Below are 17,118 nucleotides of genomic sequence, written 5' to 3'. Positions count from 1 at the left end.
CACACCGCAGCGGCCGCCCAACCATGAGCCCGGCAACGCTGCCCCGACCCGATTTCAACATTCATCGGGACATCCCCTTGGATTGCCAGATCGGTCTCGACCAGCAGAAAGACGGCGGCGTCTCGAAGAACCTGGCCGCCCGCCAGAATCGCGGTGTCGCGGAAATCCAGCCCATCCCCGGCCGAGCCGCCGATCACAGGCACAGCGGGCAAGGCCGCATCCAGTGTCGAGACCAGCACGTCCTCTTGCCCGGCCAGCCCGTCGGCCAGCATCAGGCCAAAGACCGATCGCGCTGGATCGGCGTTGAAGTCGCGCTGCATCCGGCCCAGACCGGCCATCCATTCCGCCACCGGAATGGCAGACAGGCGGTCCAGCACGATCGCCTTGGCGCGGAAATGGCGGGCGGGGAAGCCCAGCGCGACCACCTTGCCCGAGGCATAGCCTTCAGGACCGATTTCTCCGGCCGAGGAACAGCCGGCCAGAACGCAACCCGGGGGCAGTTGAGGGGCCAGCCCGCGCGCCAGGGCGGCCAGATCATCGCCCCGCGGTCCGAAGATCAGGATCAGGGCGGGATTGACGGCGCGCAGGCCGGCCAGCAGAGTCGGAACCGTGTCGGTCCCGCCGCGGTCGGCCTGCACGGCCACCGGCCCGGCGGCGCCCTCCTTCACCTCCGGGCCGGTATGGGTCATCCGGTCTCGAACAGCCGGATCGAATTCGCCAACAGCACGGCCTGCGTGCGGCGGCGCGCCTTGATCTTGGACATGATGGCCGAGACATGCGTCTTGACGGTCGCTTCGGCGATGGCCAGTTCGTGGCTGATTTCCTTGTTCGCGCGGCCCTTGCAGATCAGGCGCAGGATCTTCAGCTGCTGCGGCGTCAACGAGGCGAAGCGGCGCATCAATTCGCTGCGGCTTTCCTCTTCCGGGTCGTCGGTTCCGCGATCATAGCCTTCGGGCGTGACGTATTCGCCGGCCCACATGCGGCGCAGGCTGTCCACCAGCGCCTCGCGCGAGAGGGACTTGCTGATATAGCCCTGTGCGCCTGCGGCCATCACCGCGGCGATCATCGCGCGTTCCAGGTCGGCCGAAATCAGCGTGATCGGCACATCCGGCAGGCGGCGGCGCAGCGTCACGATACCTTCGCTGCCGCGCGCATCGGGAAGATTCAGGTCCAGGATGACCGCGTCGGGCGCGCCTTCGGTGCGGATCTGCTCCAGCGCCGCGGCCAGGCTGCGGGCGGTGCGGACCTGTTTCAGACCAAAGCTGATGCGCAGCGTCAGGGCCAGCGCATCGCACATCAGGGGGTGGTCATCGACGATCAGGATGTCGCGGACCTGACTGGCATCGGGCCGCTGCGAGGGCAACGGCGGCGCGTGACCGGCTGTTGCATTCATGGCGTTCCTCCCAGAGGTGAGATCGGACGTTCAAGGCCGGTTTCCCGGCCCCGGCGCCAAGCCCCCCCCGAGCCGCGCCGCGCCCACGATCTTAGGGCGCAACCCGCACAAAGCAAGCCGGAATCTCGGACGAAAGTCGTATTGCGCGATGCGCAGATCCTAGTCGGCGCGCGACATGCGGCGATAGACCAGGCTGTCGGTCGGGCCTGCCGCGCTGGCCTCGGCGGCCTCGACGACGCTGGCATGAAGTGGCGAAAGCGAGCAGACCGGATCGGTCGCCCGAGCATCGCCCGCCAGTGCCATGGCCTGACAGCGGCAGCCGCCGAAATCGACCGATTTGCGCTCGCAGCTCTGGCAGGGTTCGGGCATCCAGGCGGTGCCGCGAAAGGCGTTGAAGCTGTCCGAGAGGTGCCAGATGTCCGACAGGCTGCGGTCCTGCACGTTCTCGAACCGCATCCACGGAATCGACTGCGCGGCGTGGCAGGGCAGGACCGTGCCGTCGGGTCCGACATTCAGCCCGGTCGAGCCCCAGCCCCCCATGCAGGCCTTGGGATAGACCGCGTGATGGTCGGCGGGGACGTAATCAATCACCATGCGCCCGCGCAGGCGCAGCCGCCCTTCGTCCACGATCCGGCGGGCAAAGACGGCCTGTTCGCGCGTGGGCATCAGCGCGTCGCGGTTCAGGTCGGCCCATCCATGGAACTGGACCGTCGCCACTTCGATCCGGCGCGCGCCCAGACCTTCGGCCAGCTCCAGCATCTCGGGCAGGCGTTCCATGTTCTGGCGATGCACCACGGCGTTGATCGTCAGCGGAAAGCCGATCCGCGTCACCCATTCGGCAAAGGCCATCTTCTTGTTCCAAGACCCCGGATGGCCGCTGATGCGGTCGGCCATGTCCGGGCGGATGCCCTGCAACGACAGCTGGACGTGATCGACGCCCGCATCGTCCAGTTCCCGCAGCCGGTCCTCGGTGATTCCGATCCCCGAGGTGATGAGGTTGACGTAAAGCCCGGCATCCCGCGCATGGGCCACGATCTGCGCCAGATCGCGCCGCGCGCCGGGCTCGCCGCCCGAGATATGGACCTGCAGCACGCCCAGATCGGCGGCCTGCCGAAAGACGCGACCCCAATCCTCGGCCGAGATCTCGGCGCCCGCACGGACCAGTTCCATCGGGTTCGAGCAATAGGGGCAGGCCAGCGGGCAGCGATGCGTGATCTCGGCCAGCATGGCCATGGGCAGGCCGGGCGTGACGGGATTGCCGTCGATGTCAGCGGGCTGGGCGGGCCGGTCCTTCATGGGGCGCCTTTCACAAAGACCATCCGGCGCTCGATCAGGCCGGTCAGGAAGTCGCGCATATCCGCGCTGATCTGTGCTTCGGGCGCATCATAGCGCGCGGCCAGCGCGGCGGAGATGTCGGCCATGCTGCGGATGCCGTCCAGTTCGGACAGGATCGCCTCGCCCACCGCATCCAGCCGCAGGGCGCGTTCGGGCGCCTGCAGCACCGTGATGTCGCGCACGCGGTCGCGTTGCAGCCGCACGCCGCGCGGCAGATAGGGAATGTCGGCCGGCGCGATCAGCGGGGTCATGGCAACATACCCTGGCCGGGCCGCCATGCGCCGGGCGGGATGTTGCCTTGGACATAGCCGTGCCATAGCGCGTCGAGCTGCGCCCAGAGCACATCGGTCTTGAAGGTCAGCGCCGCCACAGCAGCATCCTGTTTCTCGCGCGTGTCGGCATGGGTCAGGACATAATCCAGACCGAACTTCACGTCCTCGGGCGCCTCGGTCAGGCGGCGCTGGAAATAGGACAGGCTCGTCTCGTCGGCGAAATCGTAATGCTTCAGCAGACCCTCGATCCGCTGCGCATGGATCCTGGGCGCGAACAGCTCGGTCAGGCTGGCGGCCACGGCATCCAGCAGCGGCATGTCGCGGACAAAGCGGACATAGGCGTCCACCGCAAAGCGCGTCGCCGGCATGACCCCCTGGCCCGAGGCGACGTAATCCGGGTCCAGCCCCACCGCGCGGGCCAGCGCCAGCCAGCGGCGGATGCCGCCGCCTTCGGTCGGCCCGCCATCGTGATCCTCGATCCGCTTGCGCCAGGCGCGGCGCAGGTCGGGATCCTCGACCCGGCTCATGAAGGCGGCGTCCTTCATCGGGATCCGTGACTGATACATCCAGCGATTGATGACCCAGGCACGCACCTCGTCGGGGCTGCATTCGCCGCCATGAAGACGCCGGTGGAACGGGTGAAGGTCATGATAGCGCTCGGCCCCGATGGCGCGCAGCCGGGCCTCGAAATCCTCGCGCGATTGCGGCTGGTCGGGGATGGCGTTCATGGCGTGATCTCCATTCCGTCGCGGGCAATCTGCCAGCCTGCCGCACGCGCTTTGGCGCTTTCGGGGCTGGCCGGGTCGTTCAGCGGGTTCGAATTGTTCATATGCACGAAAATGCGCTGCCCCAGCCGGACTCTGTCCAGGGCAGCGATCGTGTCGCGCGCCGCCATGTGCCCCATCCGCAGGCCGGTCTTATGGCCCAGCCCCGCGCGGATCATCTCGTCATCCTGCCACAGCGTGCCGTCGAAAAGCAGCGCATCGGCGCCCTCGATCCGGTCGCGCAGCCAGTCGGGCATCGCGGCGCAGCCAGGAATATACAGCGCCCGGCGGCCATTGGCGCGCAGCTCGACCCCCACGGTCGTCTCGCCGATCAGGCCGGTCTCGACGGTGCCGCTCTCCTGATACAGCGGTACCTTGCCCGGCACGGCGAACAGCGTCGCCCGCAGGCCGGGGGCCGGTTCGACGCTGGCATCCAGCGCAACGTCGCGGCGGATCACCACATCGGGGCGCAGCGCGGCCATCATCGGATTCGCGGCCAGCGCTGCATGGATGGCGGGCGTCGCGTAGAGGTCATAGCCCTGCGCCTCGCGCAGGGTCAGCAGCCCGGCCACATGGTCGATATCCCCATTGGTCAGCAGGACCGAACGCAGCGGCACTTCGCGCAAGCCGGTCGGATGCAGGGCGGGGGTCGCGGCCATCTGGATACGGATATCGGGCGAGGCGTTCAGCACCGCCCAAGCCTTGCCGTCCGCGCTGACCGCGACCGAACTTTGTGTCAGCGACGGAATGCGCCCTGCGCGGGCTGCGTTGCAAAGGCCGCAGCCGCAATTCCATTGCGGCAGGCCGCCTCCTGCGGCCGCGCCCAGAATGATGATGTGCATCAAGCCGCCTTGCCCGTCAGGCCATCCAGAACAATCAGAGGCAAAGGCCTCGCCCGACCCTGCCGGACGAGGCCGTTTCAGAAACGTGTCAGAGCCGCTCAGAACAGAACGGGTTCGTCCTCGGCCGGTGCATACATGTTGATTTCCATGCCGCACGCGATTTCCGTCAGAATGGGCTTCGTCCAGGCCATGTTGATCCTCCTGTCATAGCCGCCACGCCAGAGCGCGACCACGCCGAGTGTAAGACGCGACGGTCGAGGATCAACAGGACCAAAGTCTGATGGTTCCCCGGTTTTTCGCGCATCAGCGTGACCTTGGGGCGCAACTGCCTGGCGGAATGCGTGCATGGGGCGGCCCGGCGCGCTTGTCCGGCCGCACGGGCGGGTAGAGGATGAAGAAAGCGAATCAGCGCCCGAAGCAATGCGCCACCGGTCCCCGGACCGGACAAACGCAGCTTGGATCGGCGGGACATTGAAAGCGCTTTCAGGCAGGCTCTTCCGACGTGCAAACAATGGATCACGCGCTTGAGCCGGGGCAGAGAACCTTGCCACAGCGTTGAAGACAATGAAAGATGCGGGGGATGTCCTTGCCGCGTCGCGTCGGATGGCTCTGGTGCGCTTCGGCAGGAAATCCAATGCCGATGAGAAGCGTTTGACAGACGCTTTCCGAATTGACATTTGCTAGCGTTAACGGGCCTTGCGGCCCCGTTCACCTTGGGAGGATGACTTGACGAAAAAACTCTTCACCACCGCTGCCATCGTCGCGCTGCTGGCCGGGACGGCTCAGGCGCAGCTTGTGATCGAGAAGGGCAGCGACGAGCGCATCAACTGGCAAAGCCTCGAGGATTTCGCCGCCGCGCATGGCGACCTGTCGGGCCAGAGCTTCAACATCATGGGCCCCTGGCTCGGTGGCGACCAGGAATTGTTCCAGTCGGTCATCGCCTATTTCAACGACGCCACCGGCGCGCAGGCGAATTATTCGGGCTCGGACAGTTTCGAGCAGCAGATCGTGATCGACGCCGAGGCCGGATCGCCCCCCGACATCGCGGTTTTCCCCCAGCCGGGCCTTGCCGCCGACTTGGCGGCGCGCGGCCATCTGCGCCCGCTTGGCGAAGAGACCGCCGCATGGCTGCGCGAGAACTACGCCGCCGGCGAAAGCTGGGAGGCGCTTGGCACCTATGCCGGGCCGGATGGCGAGAACGCGCTTTTTGCCTTTCCCTACAAGGCCGATGTGAAGTCGCTGGTCTGGTTCGTCCCCGAGAACTTCGAGGATGCCGGCTATGAGATTCCTACCACCTACGAGGAACTGCGCGCCCTGACCGAACAGATCGCCGAGGATGGCGAAACGCCCTGGTGCATCGGTTTGGGTTCGGGCGGCGCGACCGGCTGGCCCGCGACCGACTGGGTCGAGGATCTGATGCTGCGCACCGCCTCGCCCGAGGATTACGACCGCTGGACCACCAACGAATTGCCGTTCAACGACCCCATCGTGGTGAACGCCATCGAGGAATTCGGCTGGTTCGCCAGAAACCCCGACTTCGTCGCGGGCGGCGTTGGCGCGGTGACGGCGACCGATTTCCGCGAAAGCCCGAACGGTCTCTTTGCCAGTCCTCCGGCCTGCTACATGCACCGTCAGGCCAGCTTCATCCCGACCTTCTTCCCCGAGGGCACGGTGATCGGCGAGGATGCGGATTTCTTCTATTTCCCGGCGCCCGAAGCGGGTGATCTGGGCCAGCCTGTGCTGGGCGGCGGCACGATGTTCGCGGTGATGTCGGACAACCCGGCCGCCAAGGCCTTCATCGAGTTCCTCAAGACGCCCGCCGCGCACGAGATCTGGATGGCCCAGCGCGGCTTCCTGACGCCGCATACCGGCGCCAACCCGGATGCCTATGGCGACGACACGCTGCGCCGGATGGGGCAGATCCTTCTGGATGCCACGGTGTTCCGCTTTGACGGTTCGGACCTGATGCCGGGCGCGATCGGCGCGGGCGCCTTCTGGACCGGCATGGTCGATTTCGTCGGCGGCGCCTCGGCACAGCAGGTAGCCGACCAGATCCAGCAGACCTGGGCCTCGCTGAACTGAGGACAGACGCGCCGCGGCGGGTCGGAGGGCCTGCCGCGGTTGTCACACCTATGCAGGGCAGGATCGCGGGCGCGCCTTCGCCGAGTCCGACAAGGGGGTAAACGGGATGGAGCTTTTCTGGCTGGCGATCAGCACGATCGTCATTGGCGTCTTCGGATGCGTCGCATGGTTCTGGGGCTCGAACTGGGTGCTGGACCGCATCTATCCCGCGCGCGGCCCGCAGGCCGGTGACAATATCCGCAAGGCCAATCAGATCCGGCCCTGGCTTTTCCTGGGGCCGGCGATCCTGTTTCTGACCATGTATCTGGTCTATCCCGTGATCGACAGCTTCTGGCGGTCGCTGCACAACGCCAATGGCAGCCGCTTTGTGGGCGCGGCCAATTACACCTGGCTGGCGGGCGATGCGAAGTTCCGCGAATCCATGGTTAACAACATGCTGTGGCTGCTGGTCGTTCCGGCATTGTCCACGCTGTTCGGCCTGCTGGCAGCGCAGCTGACCGACCGGCTGAAATGGGGCAATATCGGCAAATCGCTGATCTTCATGCCCATGGCGATCAGCTTTGTCGGCGCGGGCGTCATCTGGAAGTTCATTTACGAATACCGCGCCTCGGGCGAGCCGCAGATCGGCCTGTTGAACTGGATCGTCACGCAGCTGGGCGGCGAGCCGCAGATCTGGCTGACCATTCCCGGTTGGAACAGCTTTTTTCTGATGATCGTGTTGATCTGGATCCAGACGGGTTTCGCCATGGTGATCCTGTCCGCCGCCCTGCGCGGCATTCCCGAGGAAACGATCGAGGCCGCCATACTGGATGGCGCCAGCCCGTTGCAGGTCTTTTTCAGGATCAAGGTGCCGCAGATCATGGGCACCATCGCTGTGGTCTGGACGACCATCACCATCGTCGTCCTGAAGGTCTTCGACATCGTCTTTGTCATGACCAACGGGCAATGGGGCACGCAGGTTCTGGCCAACTACATGTATGACTGGTCCTTCCGCGCCAATGACGCGGGGCGCGGCTCGGCCATCGCCATCGTGCTGATGCTGCTGGTCACGCCGATCATGGTCTGGAACATCTACAATGCGCGCAAGGAGGTCCGCTGATGGAGGGGATGGCCGGACAGAAATCCTCGCTGACCTGGGCGGTCAACATTGCGGCCTTCCTTCTGGTCCTGCTGTGGACGATCCCGACGCTTGGTCTGTTCGTGTCGTCCTTCCGCGACCGCGACCAGATCGCGCAATCGGGCTGGTGGCAGAGCTTCTCGGCCAGCGAGCAGACCGGCTTTGTCCGGTCGGGAACGGCGGCCGATCAGGTGCAGGACGGTCCGCTCTATGTGATCGAAGGGCAGGCCACGCCCGAAGGACAGCGCCTGATTGCCTGGGGCACGAGTCCACGCAACCCCGCGCAATACCGTCCCGGCGAGACCGCCGACCTGGGCGATGGCGCAACGCTGAGTGTGGCCGAGGACGGCAGCTACCGCATGACCTCGCCGCAGCCCTTCGAGATGACGCGCGGCGACCGGATCTTTGTCACGACTTCGGCACCGCCCAGCTTCACGACCCAGAACTACCGGCGCGTGCTGACTGCCGAAGGCTTGGGCCGGGCCTTCATGAACACCATGACGGTTACGATCCCCGCGACCGTCATCCCCATCCTGATCGCGGCCTTCGCAGCCTATGCGCTGGCCTGGATGCAGTTCCCCGGCCGCGCGCTGCTGACGGCGGCGGTCGTGGGCCTTCTGGTCGTGCCCTTGCAGGTCGCGCTGATCCCGCTTCTGCGCCTGCATAACGAGATCGGGCTGGGCAAGGGCTATCTGGGTATCTGGCTGGCCCATACCGGCTTCGGCCTGCCGCTGGCGATCTATCTGTTGCGCAACTACATGGTCGGCTTGCCGCGCGAGGTGATCGAAAGCGCCCGTGTCGATGGCGCCACCGAGTTCCAGATCTTCCGGCGCATCATCCTGCCGCTGTCCTTTCCGGCCTTGGCCAGCTTTGCGATCTTCCAGTTCCTGTGGGTCTGGAACGACCTGCTGGTGGCAACGGTCTTTCTGGGCAACACGCGCGAGCAGCTGGTGATGACGGGGCTTCTGCGCGAACTCATGGGCTCGCGCGGAGGTGAATGGGAGATCCTTGCAACCTCGGCCTTCATCTCGATAGCCGTGCCGTTGCTCGTGTTCTTCGCGATGCAGAAATACCTGGTCCGCGGGCTGCTGGCCGGGTCCGTGAAAGGTGGATGACTTGACTGAACAGAAGACGGATTGGTGGAAAGGCGGGATAATCTATCAGATCTATCCGCGCAGCTTCCAGGACACGACCGGCAGCGGCACCGGCGATCTGGCCGGCATCGCGCAGCGCCTGCCCTATGTCGCGTCCCTTGGCGTGGATGCGATCTGGATCTCGCCGTTCTTCACCTCTCCGATGAAGGATTTCGGCTATGATGTCAGCGATTACTGCGGCATCGACCCGATCTTCGGGACGATGGAGGATTTCGACTGGCTGATCGAACGCGCCCATGAACTGGGCCTGAAAGTGCTGATCGACCTGGTCCTGTCGCATACCTCGGACCAGCATCCGTGGTTCAAGGAAAGCCGCTCCAGCCGCGACAACGCCAAGGCCGACTGGTATGTCTGGGCCGACCCCAAGCCGGACGGCACGCCGCCGAACAACTGGCTGTCGATCTTCGGCGGCAGCGCCTGGCAATGGGACGCGCGGCGCGAACAATATTACCTGCACAACTTCCTGACCGCGCAGCCGGACCTGAACTTCCACAACCCCGCGGTGCAGAACGCGCTGCTGGAAGTGGCGAAATTCTGGCTGGAAAAAGGTGTGGACGGCTTCCGGCTGGACACGATCAATTTCTATTTCCATGACGCGCAACTGCGCGACAACCCAGCCCTGGCGCCTGAATTGCGCAAGTCCGATACCGCGCCTGCGGTGAACCCCTACAACCACCAGAGCCATCGCTACAGCAAGTCCCAGCCCGAGAACCTGGCCTTTCTGGAGCGATTCCGCCAGACGATCGAGCCTTTCGGCGCCGTCGTCGTGGGCGAAATCGGCGACAGCGAGCGCGGGCTGGAACTGCTGGAGGAATATACCGGCGTTCCGGGCCGGGTGCAGATGTCCTATGTGTTCGACTTTCTTGCGGGCGAGGATCTGCCCGCAGGTGCGATCGTGGAGGTCTTTGACCGCCTGAACCGGATTGCGCCCAATTCCTGGCCCTGCTGGGCGATGTCGAACCATGACGTCATGCGCCATATCAGCCGCTGGAACCTGTCCGACCAGGCGGCCAAGGCCTATGCGACGGTGCTGATCTGCCTCAGGGGGTCGGTCTGCCTTTACCAGGGCGAGGAACTGGGCCTGCCCGAGGCCGAGATCGATTTCGAGGATCTGCGCGACCCCTACGGGATCGAGTTCTGGCCCGAATTCAAGGGCCGCGACGGCTGCCGGACGCCGATGGTCTGGGACATGGGGGTGAATGGCGGCTTCTCGACCGCGAAACCCTGGCTGCCGGTGCCGCATACGCATCTGCAACGCACCGTCGTCGCGCAGGAAGCCGACGCGCAATCCATGCTGCACCATTACCGTTGGGCAATCGGCCTGCGCCGCAAGCATAGCGCGCTGCGCCGTGGCAACATGACAGAGATGCGTGCCGAAGGGCCGGTCCTGTCCTTCCGGCGCAGCGACGACAAGCAAAGTCTGCTGATCCGCGCGAATTTGTCGGATCAGGAAGCCGGGGGCCTGAACCCCTGGCAGGTTCAGATCATCGAGGGGTAAGGGGGGGAGACCATGGCAGACCTGAAGCTGACCGGCGTTGCCAAAGCCTATGGCGACGTGAAGGTGCTGAGCAATATCAACCTTGATATCCGCTCTGGCGAATTCATCGTCTTCGTCGGTCCTTCGGGCTGCGGCAAATCCACTCTGCTGCGGATGATCGCCGGGCTCGAACAGATTACCGGTGGCACGCTGCAGATCGACGGCCAGGTGATGAACGACATCCCGCCCAGCCAGCGCGGGATTGCGATGGTGTTTCAGTCCTATGCGCTCTATCCGCATATGACGGTGCGCGACAACATGGCTTTTGCCCTCAGGATCGCGGGCAAGTCGAAGGACGAGATCCGCGAGGCAACCGAGCGCGCGGGCCGGATGCTGCAACTGACGCCCTATCTGGACCGCCTGCCCAAGGCGCTGTCGGGCGGGCAGCGCCAGCGGGTCGCCATCGGCCGGGCGATCGTGCGCGACCCCAAGGTCTATCTGTTCGACGAGCCCTTGTCGAACCTGGACGCGGCGCTGCGGGTGGCCACGCGCATCGAGATCGCGCAGCTCAAGGCTTCGATGCCCGACCGCACGATGATCTATGTGACCCATGACCAGACCGAGGCGATGACCCTGGCCGATCGCATCGTGGTGCTGGCCGGTGGCGGTATCGCTCAGGTTGGCGCGCCGCTGGAGCTTTATGAGCGGCCCATCAACGAATTCGTCGCCCAGTTCATCGGCAGCCCGGCGATGAACCTGTTGCCCGGCCGCGTGACCCGCGCGGGCGAGATGACGCAGGTGACGCTGGACAGCGGTCTGACGGCCGAAGTGGCCATCCCGACCCGCCCCGGGGACGAAGGCATGGCTGTCAATCTGGGTGTCCGCCCCGAGGACATGGCCGAGACCGATCACGCCCCCCTGTTCGAGGGCAAGGTCGATCTGACCGAGGCTCTGGGCGAGGTGACGCTGCTCTATTTCGGAACCAAGGCCGAAACCGCGCCGATCATCGCCAAGCTGCCCGGTATCCATCCCGGACTGACGGGGCAACCTGTGCGCCTGGCCGCCGATCCGCAGGCGCTGCACCTGTTCCATAACGGGCAGTCGCTTCTGTATCGTGACGGGGTCGAATTGCCGCCCTATCAGCCGCGACGCCTGGCCGTATCGGGCGCCTCCGTGGCGGGATGACCGCGACGCTGCGACCAAAGTCGTGAATTGCGCGGTGGCGAATCTGCGCTAACCTCCCGTCAGGGGAGGAGCCATGACACAGCGAAGCCACGCGGATATCGTGGCCGAGCAGTCGCAGTCGAAATCCGCGACCTCGGCCCTTGCGGCGTCCTGGCGCCGTTCGATGATGAAGCACGGGCTGGACCCGTCGGACCGCCGCCGCCCGGACCGGCTGTCGGATGCCGAGATCGCGCAGCGCCGGGGCCAGATGCAGGTCTTTCTGAACCTCGCCGCGCCCCAGCTGGATCAGCTTTACACACTGGTCTGCCTGTCGGGTTGCAACGTCCTTCTGACCGATGCGCAGGGCATCGTGCTGGATCATCGCGTGGCCGATGGCGATGCCGCGCAGTTCAGTGACTGGGGGCTCTGGACCGGCAATGACTGGTCCGAGGCCGCGCAGGGCACCAACGGCATCGGCACCTGCCTGGCCGAGGGGCGCCAGGTCACGATCCACCGCGACGAGCATTTCCACACCCGCAACACCGGCCTGTCCTGCATGGACGCGCCGATCTGGGGGCCCGATGGGCGCCTTGCTGCCGCGCTGGATGTCAGCAGCGCCCGCGCCGACCAGACTGCGCGCTTCAACCGGTTGATCGCCGCTCAGGTCGCCCAGACTGCCCGCGTCATCGAGACGATGTTCTTTCGCGCCAGCTTCCCCGACGCCCGGATCGTCGTCGCGGCCCCGGACGCGGCCGACCAGGCGGTTCTGCTGGCGGTGGACAAGGACGATCTGGCCATCGGGGCGACCCGCGCCGCCCGTCGCATCCTGGGACTGGAACGCGAGGGCGCGATCCGCCCGCGCCCCGCTGCCGACCTGCTGGGGCGCCCCGACGATCTGTCGGGCTTCGACAAGGCCGAGCGCGCCGCCGTCATGCGCGCCCTGGCGCGCGCGGACGGCAATGTCAGCCGCGCCGCCCGCGCGCTTGGGGTGGGCCGCGCCACGCTTTACCGCCGCATGACCCGGCTGGGAATCGCGGAAAGGGACGCAAGACTGTCTCGCCACTGAGACAGGTCACGCGCTGCGGCAAGCGGGGGCGATTGCCGCGAATCTGCCCGCCCGCCAAAGTGGGGGCATAGCCCGGATGGGGAGATCCGGGCGCCATATCAGAGGAGGAAATCATGCCGAACGACCAGACCCATGAATTCAAGGGCGTGGGCGTCATGCCCTTTGCCAGCCGCTACGACAACTTCATCGGCGGCAAGTGGACCGCGCCCAAATCGGGCCAGTATTTCGTGAACACCACGCCGATCACCGGCGGCAGCATCGGCGAGATTGCGCGCTCGAACGCGGCCGATATCGAGGCCGCGCTGGACGCCGCTCATGCCGCCAAGGATGCCTGGGGCCGCACCTCGACCACCGAGCGGTCGAACATCCTGCTGAAGATCGCCGATCGGATGGAGGCCAATCTCCAGCTTCTGGCCACCGCTGAGACCTGGGACAACGGCAAGCCGATCCGCGAGACCACGGCCGCCGACCTGCCGCTGGCCATCGACCATTTCCGTTACTTTGCAGGCGTCCTGCGCGCGCAAGAGGGCGGGATCTCGGAAATCGACCACGACACGGTCGCCTATCACTTCCACGAGCCTCTGGGCGTCGTCGGCCAGATTATTCCGTGGAACTTCCCGCTTCTGATGGCCGCCTGGAAGCTGGCTCCTGCCTTGGCCGCCGGCAACTGCATCGTGCTGAAGCCTGCCGAACAGACCCCGGCCGGGATCATGGTCTTCATGGATCTGATTGCCGACCTGCTGCCGCCGGGCGTTCTGAATGTGGTCAACGGCTTCGGCCTCGAGGCGGGCAAGCCGCTGGCCAGCAATCCGCGCATCGCCAAGATCGCCTTTACCGGGGAAACCACCACCGGCCGGCTGATCATGCAATATGCCTCGGAAAACCTGATCCCGGTCACGCTGGAACTGGGCGGCAAGTCGCCCAACATCTTCTTCGAGGATGTCTGCCGCGAGGATGACGACTTCTTCGACAAGGCGATCGAGGGCTTCGTGATGTTCGCGTTGAACCAGGGCGAGGTCTGCACCTGCCCGTCGCGCGCGCTGATCCACGAAAAGATCTACGACCGCTTCATGGACCGTGCGCTCAAGCGTGTGGCGGCCATCGTCCAGGGCGATCCCCGCGACAGCGCCACGATGATCGGCGCGCAGGCCTCGTCCGAGCAGAAAGAGAAGATCCTGTCCTATTTCGACATCGGCCGCCAGGAAGGCGCCGAGGTTCTGGCGGGCGGCGAAGCGGCCGATCTGGGCGGAGAGCTGTCGGGCGGCTACTACATCAAGCCGACCGTCCTGAAGGGCCACAACAAGATGCGCGTCTTCCAGGAAGAGATCTTCGGCCCGGTCGTGTCCGTGACCACCTTCAAGGATGCCGACGAGGCGCTGTCGATCGCCAATGACACGCTTTATGGCCTGGGCGCGGGCGTGTGGTCGCGCGATGCCAATACCTGCTATCGCTTCGGCCGCGCGATTCAGGCCGGTCGCGTCTGGACGAATTGCTACCACGCCTATCCGGCCCATGCGGCCTTCGGCGGCTACAAGCAGTCGGGCATCGGTCGTGAAAACCACCGCATGATGCTGGCTCACTATCAGCAGACCAAGAACATGCTGGTCAGCTACAGCCCCAAGAAGCTGGGCTTCTTCTGATCCGACGCCAGGGGGCGGCCTGTCATTCGGGCCGCCCTGTGGCAACCGCCCGCGCCTCTGCTGCGTTTCCCCGCGACAGGCAGCCGGGTGCGACATGTCCCCATCCACCACGATCATCGACCCCGAGGATGCCGCCGAAAGCGCGGGCCTGATCCATGTCAGCGACGACATGCCGGGCATCACCCGCCACCGGGCGGGCAAGGGCTTTTCTTATCGCGATGCACGGGGCCGCACGATCCGCGACGCGGCCGAAAGACGGCGCATCGCGGCGCTGGCCATTCCTCCGGCCTGGACCGAGGTCTGGATATGCCCCGACCCGCGCGGCCATCTGCTGGCCACCGGACGCGACGGGCGGGGGCGCAAGCAATACCGCTATCACCCCGATTTCCGCGAGGTGCGCGACAGTGCCAAATACGAACGCATGTTGGACTTTGCCCGCGCCCTGCCACGCCTGCGCGCTCGCGTGGACAGCGATATGGGCCTGCGCGGCACCCCGCCCGAAAAGGTTCTGGCCACCATCGTCCATCTGCTGGAAAACACCATGATCCGCATCGGCAATGACAGCTATGCGCGCGAGAACCGCTCGCACGGGCTGACGACGCTGCGGGGGCGCCATGTCCGCCTGAACGGCAGCAGCATCCGCTTTCGCTTTCGTGGCAAGGGCGGCAAGCAATGGGATCTGGGTCTGCGCGACCGGCGCGTCGCCCGCATCATTCGGCGCCTGCAGGATCTGCCTGGCCAGCACCTGTTCCAATATACCGACGACGAGGGTCAGATCCGCCCCGTCAGTTCGACCGATGTGAATCTCTATCTGCGCGCCGTGACAGGCAAGCCCATCACCGCCAAGGATTTCCGCACCTGGACCGGGACCGTCCTCGCTGCCCTGGCCCTGGCCGAAGCCGAGGCCGTCCAGGGCGATGCCGCCCGTCAGCGCAAGATCCGCGAAGCCATCGAAACCGTGGCGGCCCGGTTGGGCAATACGCCCGCGATCTGCCGGAAATGTTATGTCCATCCCGGCGTGATCGAGGCTTATCTTGCCGATGAGCTGAAGCTGGATCTGCGGCGCCGGATCGACGACAATCTGGACAAGCCCGGCCTGCGACCCGAAGAGCGGCAGGTCATGCGTCTTTTGAGGAGGAGACTGACCCATGAGCAAGGTGAGCGCGACACCTGAAGCCCTGAAGCTGATCGAGGAGATCGTGGCCGATCACGGCCCCGTCCTGTTTCACCAATCGGGGGGCTGCTGCGACGGCTCGTCGCCGATGTGCTATCCGCAGACCGATTTTCGCATCAGCGAAAGGGACGTGAAACTGGGCGAGATCGGCGGGGCGCCCTTCTACATCTCGGCCAGCCAATACGAGGCGTGGAAACATACCGACCTGATCATCGACGTGGTGCCGGGGCGCGGCGGCATGTTCAGCCTGGATAACGGGCGCGAGAAGCGTTTCCTGACCCGCTCGGCGATCTGCAGCAACTGACCCGCCCCCGGCCCGGCGTTGTGGCGCGCATGGCTTTCCGCTAGGAAGGCTGCGTTCCGCAACGGGGGATCGTCCATGACCTACAGCGTCTTCATTGATGGCGAGGCCGGCACGACCGGCCTTCAGATCCGCGACCGGCTTCGGGGTCGCGCCGATATTCGTCTGGTGCAGGTCGATCCCGCTCGCCGCAAGGATCCTCAGGCAAGACGCGAGGCCTTTGCCGCCGCCGATGTGGCGATCCTCTGCCTGCCGGACGAGGCCGCGCGCGAGGCGGTGGCGCTGTGCGCCGATCTGCCGACGCGGATCATCGACGCCTCGACGGCGCATCGGGTCGATCCCGACTGGGTCTATGGCTTTGCCGAACTCTCCCCCGAAATGTGCGAGCGGATCGCCAGCGCGCGTCGGGTCAGCAATCCGGGCTGCTATTCGACCGGCGCCATCGCGATCCTGGCGCCGCTGATCGCGGCCGGTTTGATCCAGCCCGACGAGGCGCTGGCGATCAATGCTGTCAGCGGCTATTCGGGCGGCGGCAAGGCTCTGATCGCCGAATATGAATCGGGCGAGGCGCCCGCGCATTTCGTCTATGGTCTGAGCCAGGGCCACAAGCACATCCCCGAGATCATGCGCCAGACCGGTCTGACCCGCCGCCCTGTCTTTGCGCCCGCCGTCGGCAACTTCGCGCAGGGCATGGCCGTGCAGCTGCCGCTGCACCTGGACCAGAATCGCAGCATCGACGCGCTGCATCAGGCCCTGGCTGCCCATTATCATGGCCAGAGGTTCATCCGCGTGACCCGCTCGGAGGCGATCGGCGCGCGTCTGGTGCCGACCGCGCATAACGGAACGAATCTGGTGGAAATCAGCGTGCATGGCGATGACGCGGCGGGCTGCGCCACGGTGGTCGCGGTGCTGGATAATCTGGGCAAGGGCGCGTCGGGCGCGGCGGTGCAGAACCTGAACATCATGCTGGGCCTCGACGAGGCCGCCAGCCTCTGAGCGCATTGACCTTGAGCATTGATTGACTGCCGCAAGGATGGGGTATCGCGACATTCAGGGATGCTCCCAGGATGTCTGCGTCTTTTTGCCAGGAGTTCCCTCTGACAACTTCGCGAAGCCGCATTTCCTTCGATTCGCTTTCGCGGGATCTGGTGCCTCCCTTCTGCAAAGACCCTGATTTACGATCTGCAGATAAAATTGCTTCAGACCTGACCCTCCGCTCCGCCACGACCTGAGAGAGCCGGACAGTGTCCACCACCGATAGTGGACACCATGGTGATGGCGTGGCGCGCCGGACGAAGCGGCTTGGACGGACAAGCGGGTGAGGCGCAAGCGCCATT

17 protein-coding genes are annotated in these 17,118 nt (G+C 65.5%); 10 read left to right on the top strand and 7 right to left on the bottom strand.

The genetic code is table 11. The features are described 5' to 3' along the window. The 7 genes from KY389_RS14555 to pqqA all read right to left on the bottom strand — a co-directional run. A partial coding sequence (locus KY389_RS14555) for an FIST N-terminal domain-containing protein (protein ID WP_281426548.1) occupies positions 1-689 on the bottom strand: 689 nt, incomplete at its 3' end. Further along, positions 686-1,393 carry a response regulator transcription factor gene (locus tag KY389_RS14550; RefSeq protein ID WP_219831700.1) on the bottom strand — a complete coding sequence of 236 codons (708 nt, stop codon included), beginning with the start codon at positions 1,391-1,393 and terminating at the stop codon, positions 686-688. The genes KY389_RS14550 and KY389_RS14555, both read right to left, overlap by 4 nt. A gap of 159 nt (positions 1,394-1,552) precedes the next feature. Continuing rightward, positions 1,553-2,689: a pyrroloquinoline quinone biosynthesis protein PqqE gene (pqqE, locus tag KY389_RS14545; protein WP_219831699.1), complete on the bottom strand. Its 1,137-nt coding sequence runs from the start codon at positions 2,687-2,689 to the stop codon at positions 1,553-1,555. Next, complete coding sequence (gene pqqD, locus KY389_RS14540) at positions 2,686-2,979, bottom strand: pyrroloquinoline quinone biosynthesis peptide chaperone PqqD (RefSeq protein WP_219831698.1); 294 nt, start codon at positions 2,977-2,979, stop codon at positions 2,686-2,688. The genes pqqE and pqqD overlap by 4 nt, the downstream gene beginning before the upstream one ends. Next, positions 2,976-3,728 (bottom strand): pyrroloquinoline-quinone synthase PqqC, encoded by a 753-nt coding sequence (pqqC, locus tag KY389_RS14535; RefSeq protein ID WP_219831697.1) that lies wholly within the window; start codon positions 3,726-3,728, stop codon positions 2,976-2,978. The genes pqqD and pqqC overlap by 4 nt, the downstream gene beginning before the upstream one ends. Next, a complete protein-coding gene (gene pqqB / locus KY389_RS14530; RefSeq protein ID WP_219831696.1) occupies positions 3,725-4,606 on the bottom strand; it encodes a pyrroloquinoline quinone biosynthesis protein PqqB in 882 nt (293 codons plus the stop codon). Before pqqB ends, pqqC begins: the two co-directional genes overlap by 4 nt. Before the next feature lie 98 nt (positions 4,607-4,704). After that, a complete protein-coding gene (gene pqqA, locus KY389_RS14525; protein WP_042250260.1) occupies positions 4,705-4,797 on the bottom strand; it encodes a pyrroloquinoline quinone precursor peptide PqqA in 93 nt (30 codons plus the stop codon). Between the two features lie 535 nt (positions 4,798-5,332). Here pqqA and KY389_RS14520 point away from each other — a divergent pair. The 10 genes from KY389_RS14520 (at position 5,333) to argC (ending at position 16,777) form a co-directional block, all read left to right on the top strand. Continuing rightward, entirely contained in the window at positions 5,333-6,688 is a 1,356-nt protein-coding gene (locus tag KY389_RS14520) for an ABC transporter substrate-binding protein (RefSeq protein WP_219831695.1), read from the top strand. A 106-nt stretch (positions 6,689-6,794) separates the two neighbouring features. Beyond that, the gene (locus KY389_RS14515) at positions 6,795-7,787 is read left to right on the top strand and encodes a carbohydrate ABC transporter permease (RefSeq protein ID WP_219831694.1); all 993 of its coding nucleotides are present in this window, start codon (positions 6,795-6,797) and stop codon (positions 7,785-7,787) included. Then, positions 7,787-8,920 carry a carbohydrate ABC transporter permease gene (locus KY389_RS14510; RefSeq protein WP_219831693.1) on the top strand — a complete coding sequence of 378 codons (1,134 nt, stop codon included), beginning with the start codon at positions 7,787-7,789 and terminating at the stop codon, positions 8,918-8,920. Before KY389_RS14515 ends, KY389_RS14510 begins: the two co-directional genes overlap by 1 nt. Further along, the gene (locus tag KY389_RS14505) at positions 8,913-10,457 is read left to right on the top strand and encodes an alpha-amylase family glycosyl hydrolase (protein ID WP_219831692.1); all 1,545 of its coding nucleotides are present in this window, start codon (positions 8,913-8,915) and stop codon (positions 10,455-10,457) included. Before KY389_RS14510 ends, KY389_RS14505 begins: the two co-directional genes overlap by 8 nt. A gap of 12 nt (positions 10,458-10,469) precedes the next feature. Beyond that, positions 10,470-11,621, top strand: coding sequence for an ABC transporter ATP-binding protein (locus KY389_RS14500; RefSeq protein WP_219831691.1), 1,152 nt, complete (start codon positions 10,470-10,472; stop codon positions 11,619-11,621). A gap of 73 nt (positions 11,622-11,694) precedes the next feature. Then, positions 11,695-12,666: a helix-turn-helix domain-containing protein gene (locus tag KY389_RS14495; RefSeq protein ID WP_219831690.1), complete on the top strand. Its 972-nt coding sequence runs from the start codon at positions 11,695-11,697 to the stop codon at positions 12,664-12,666. A 113-nt stretch (positions 12,667-12,779) separates the two neighbouring features. Continuing rightward, a complete protein-coding gene (gene adh / locus KY389_RS14490) occupies positions 12,780-14,306 on the top strand; it encodes an aldehyde dehydrogenase (RefSeq protein ID WP_219831689.1) in 1,527 nt (508 codons plus the stop codon). A 94-nt stretch (positions 14,307-14,400) separates the two neighbouring features. Then, complete coding sequence (locus KY389_RS14485; protein WP_219831688.1) at positions 14,401-15,480, top strand: DNA topoisomerase IB; 1,080 nt, start codon at positions 14,401-14,403, stop codon at positions 15,478-15,480. Further along, positions 15,455-15,784, top strand: coding sequence for a DUF779 domain-containing protein (locus KY389_RS14480; protein WP_219831687.1), 330 nt, complete (start codon positions 15,455-15,457; stop codon positions 15,782-15,784). The genes KY389_RS14485 and KY389_RS14480 overlap by 26 nt, the downstream gene beginning before the upstream one ends. A gap of 75 nt (positions 15,785-15,859) precedes the next feature. Next, positions 15,860-16,777, top strand: a complete 918-nt coding sequence (argC, locus tag KY389_RS14475; RefSeq protein WP_219831686.1) for an N-acetyl-gamma-glutamyl-phosphate reductase — start codon at positions 15,860-15,862, stop codon at positions 16,775-16,777. Positions 16,778-17,118: the final 341 nt, after the last annotated feature.

Origin of the sequence: Paracoccus bogoriensis (genome assembly GCF_019431455.1) — a bacterium.
Taxonomy (GTDB): domain Bacteria; phylum Pseudomonadota; class Alphaproteobacteria; order Rhodobacterales; family Rhodobacteraceae; genus Paracoccus; species Paracoccus bogoriensis.
The sequence above is the reverse complement of the archived record's forward strand: the minus strand, read 5'-3'. Positions and strand labels throughout refer to the sequence as shown.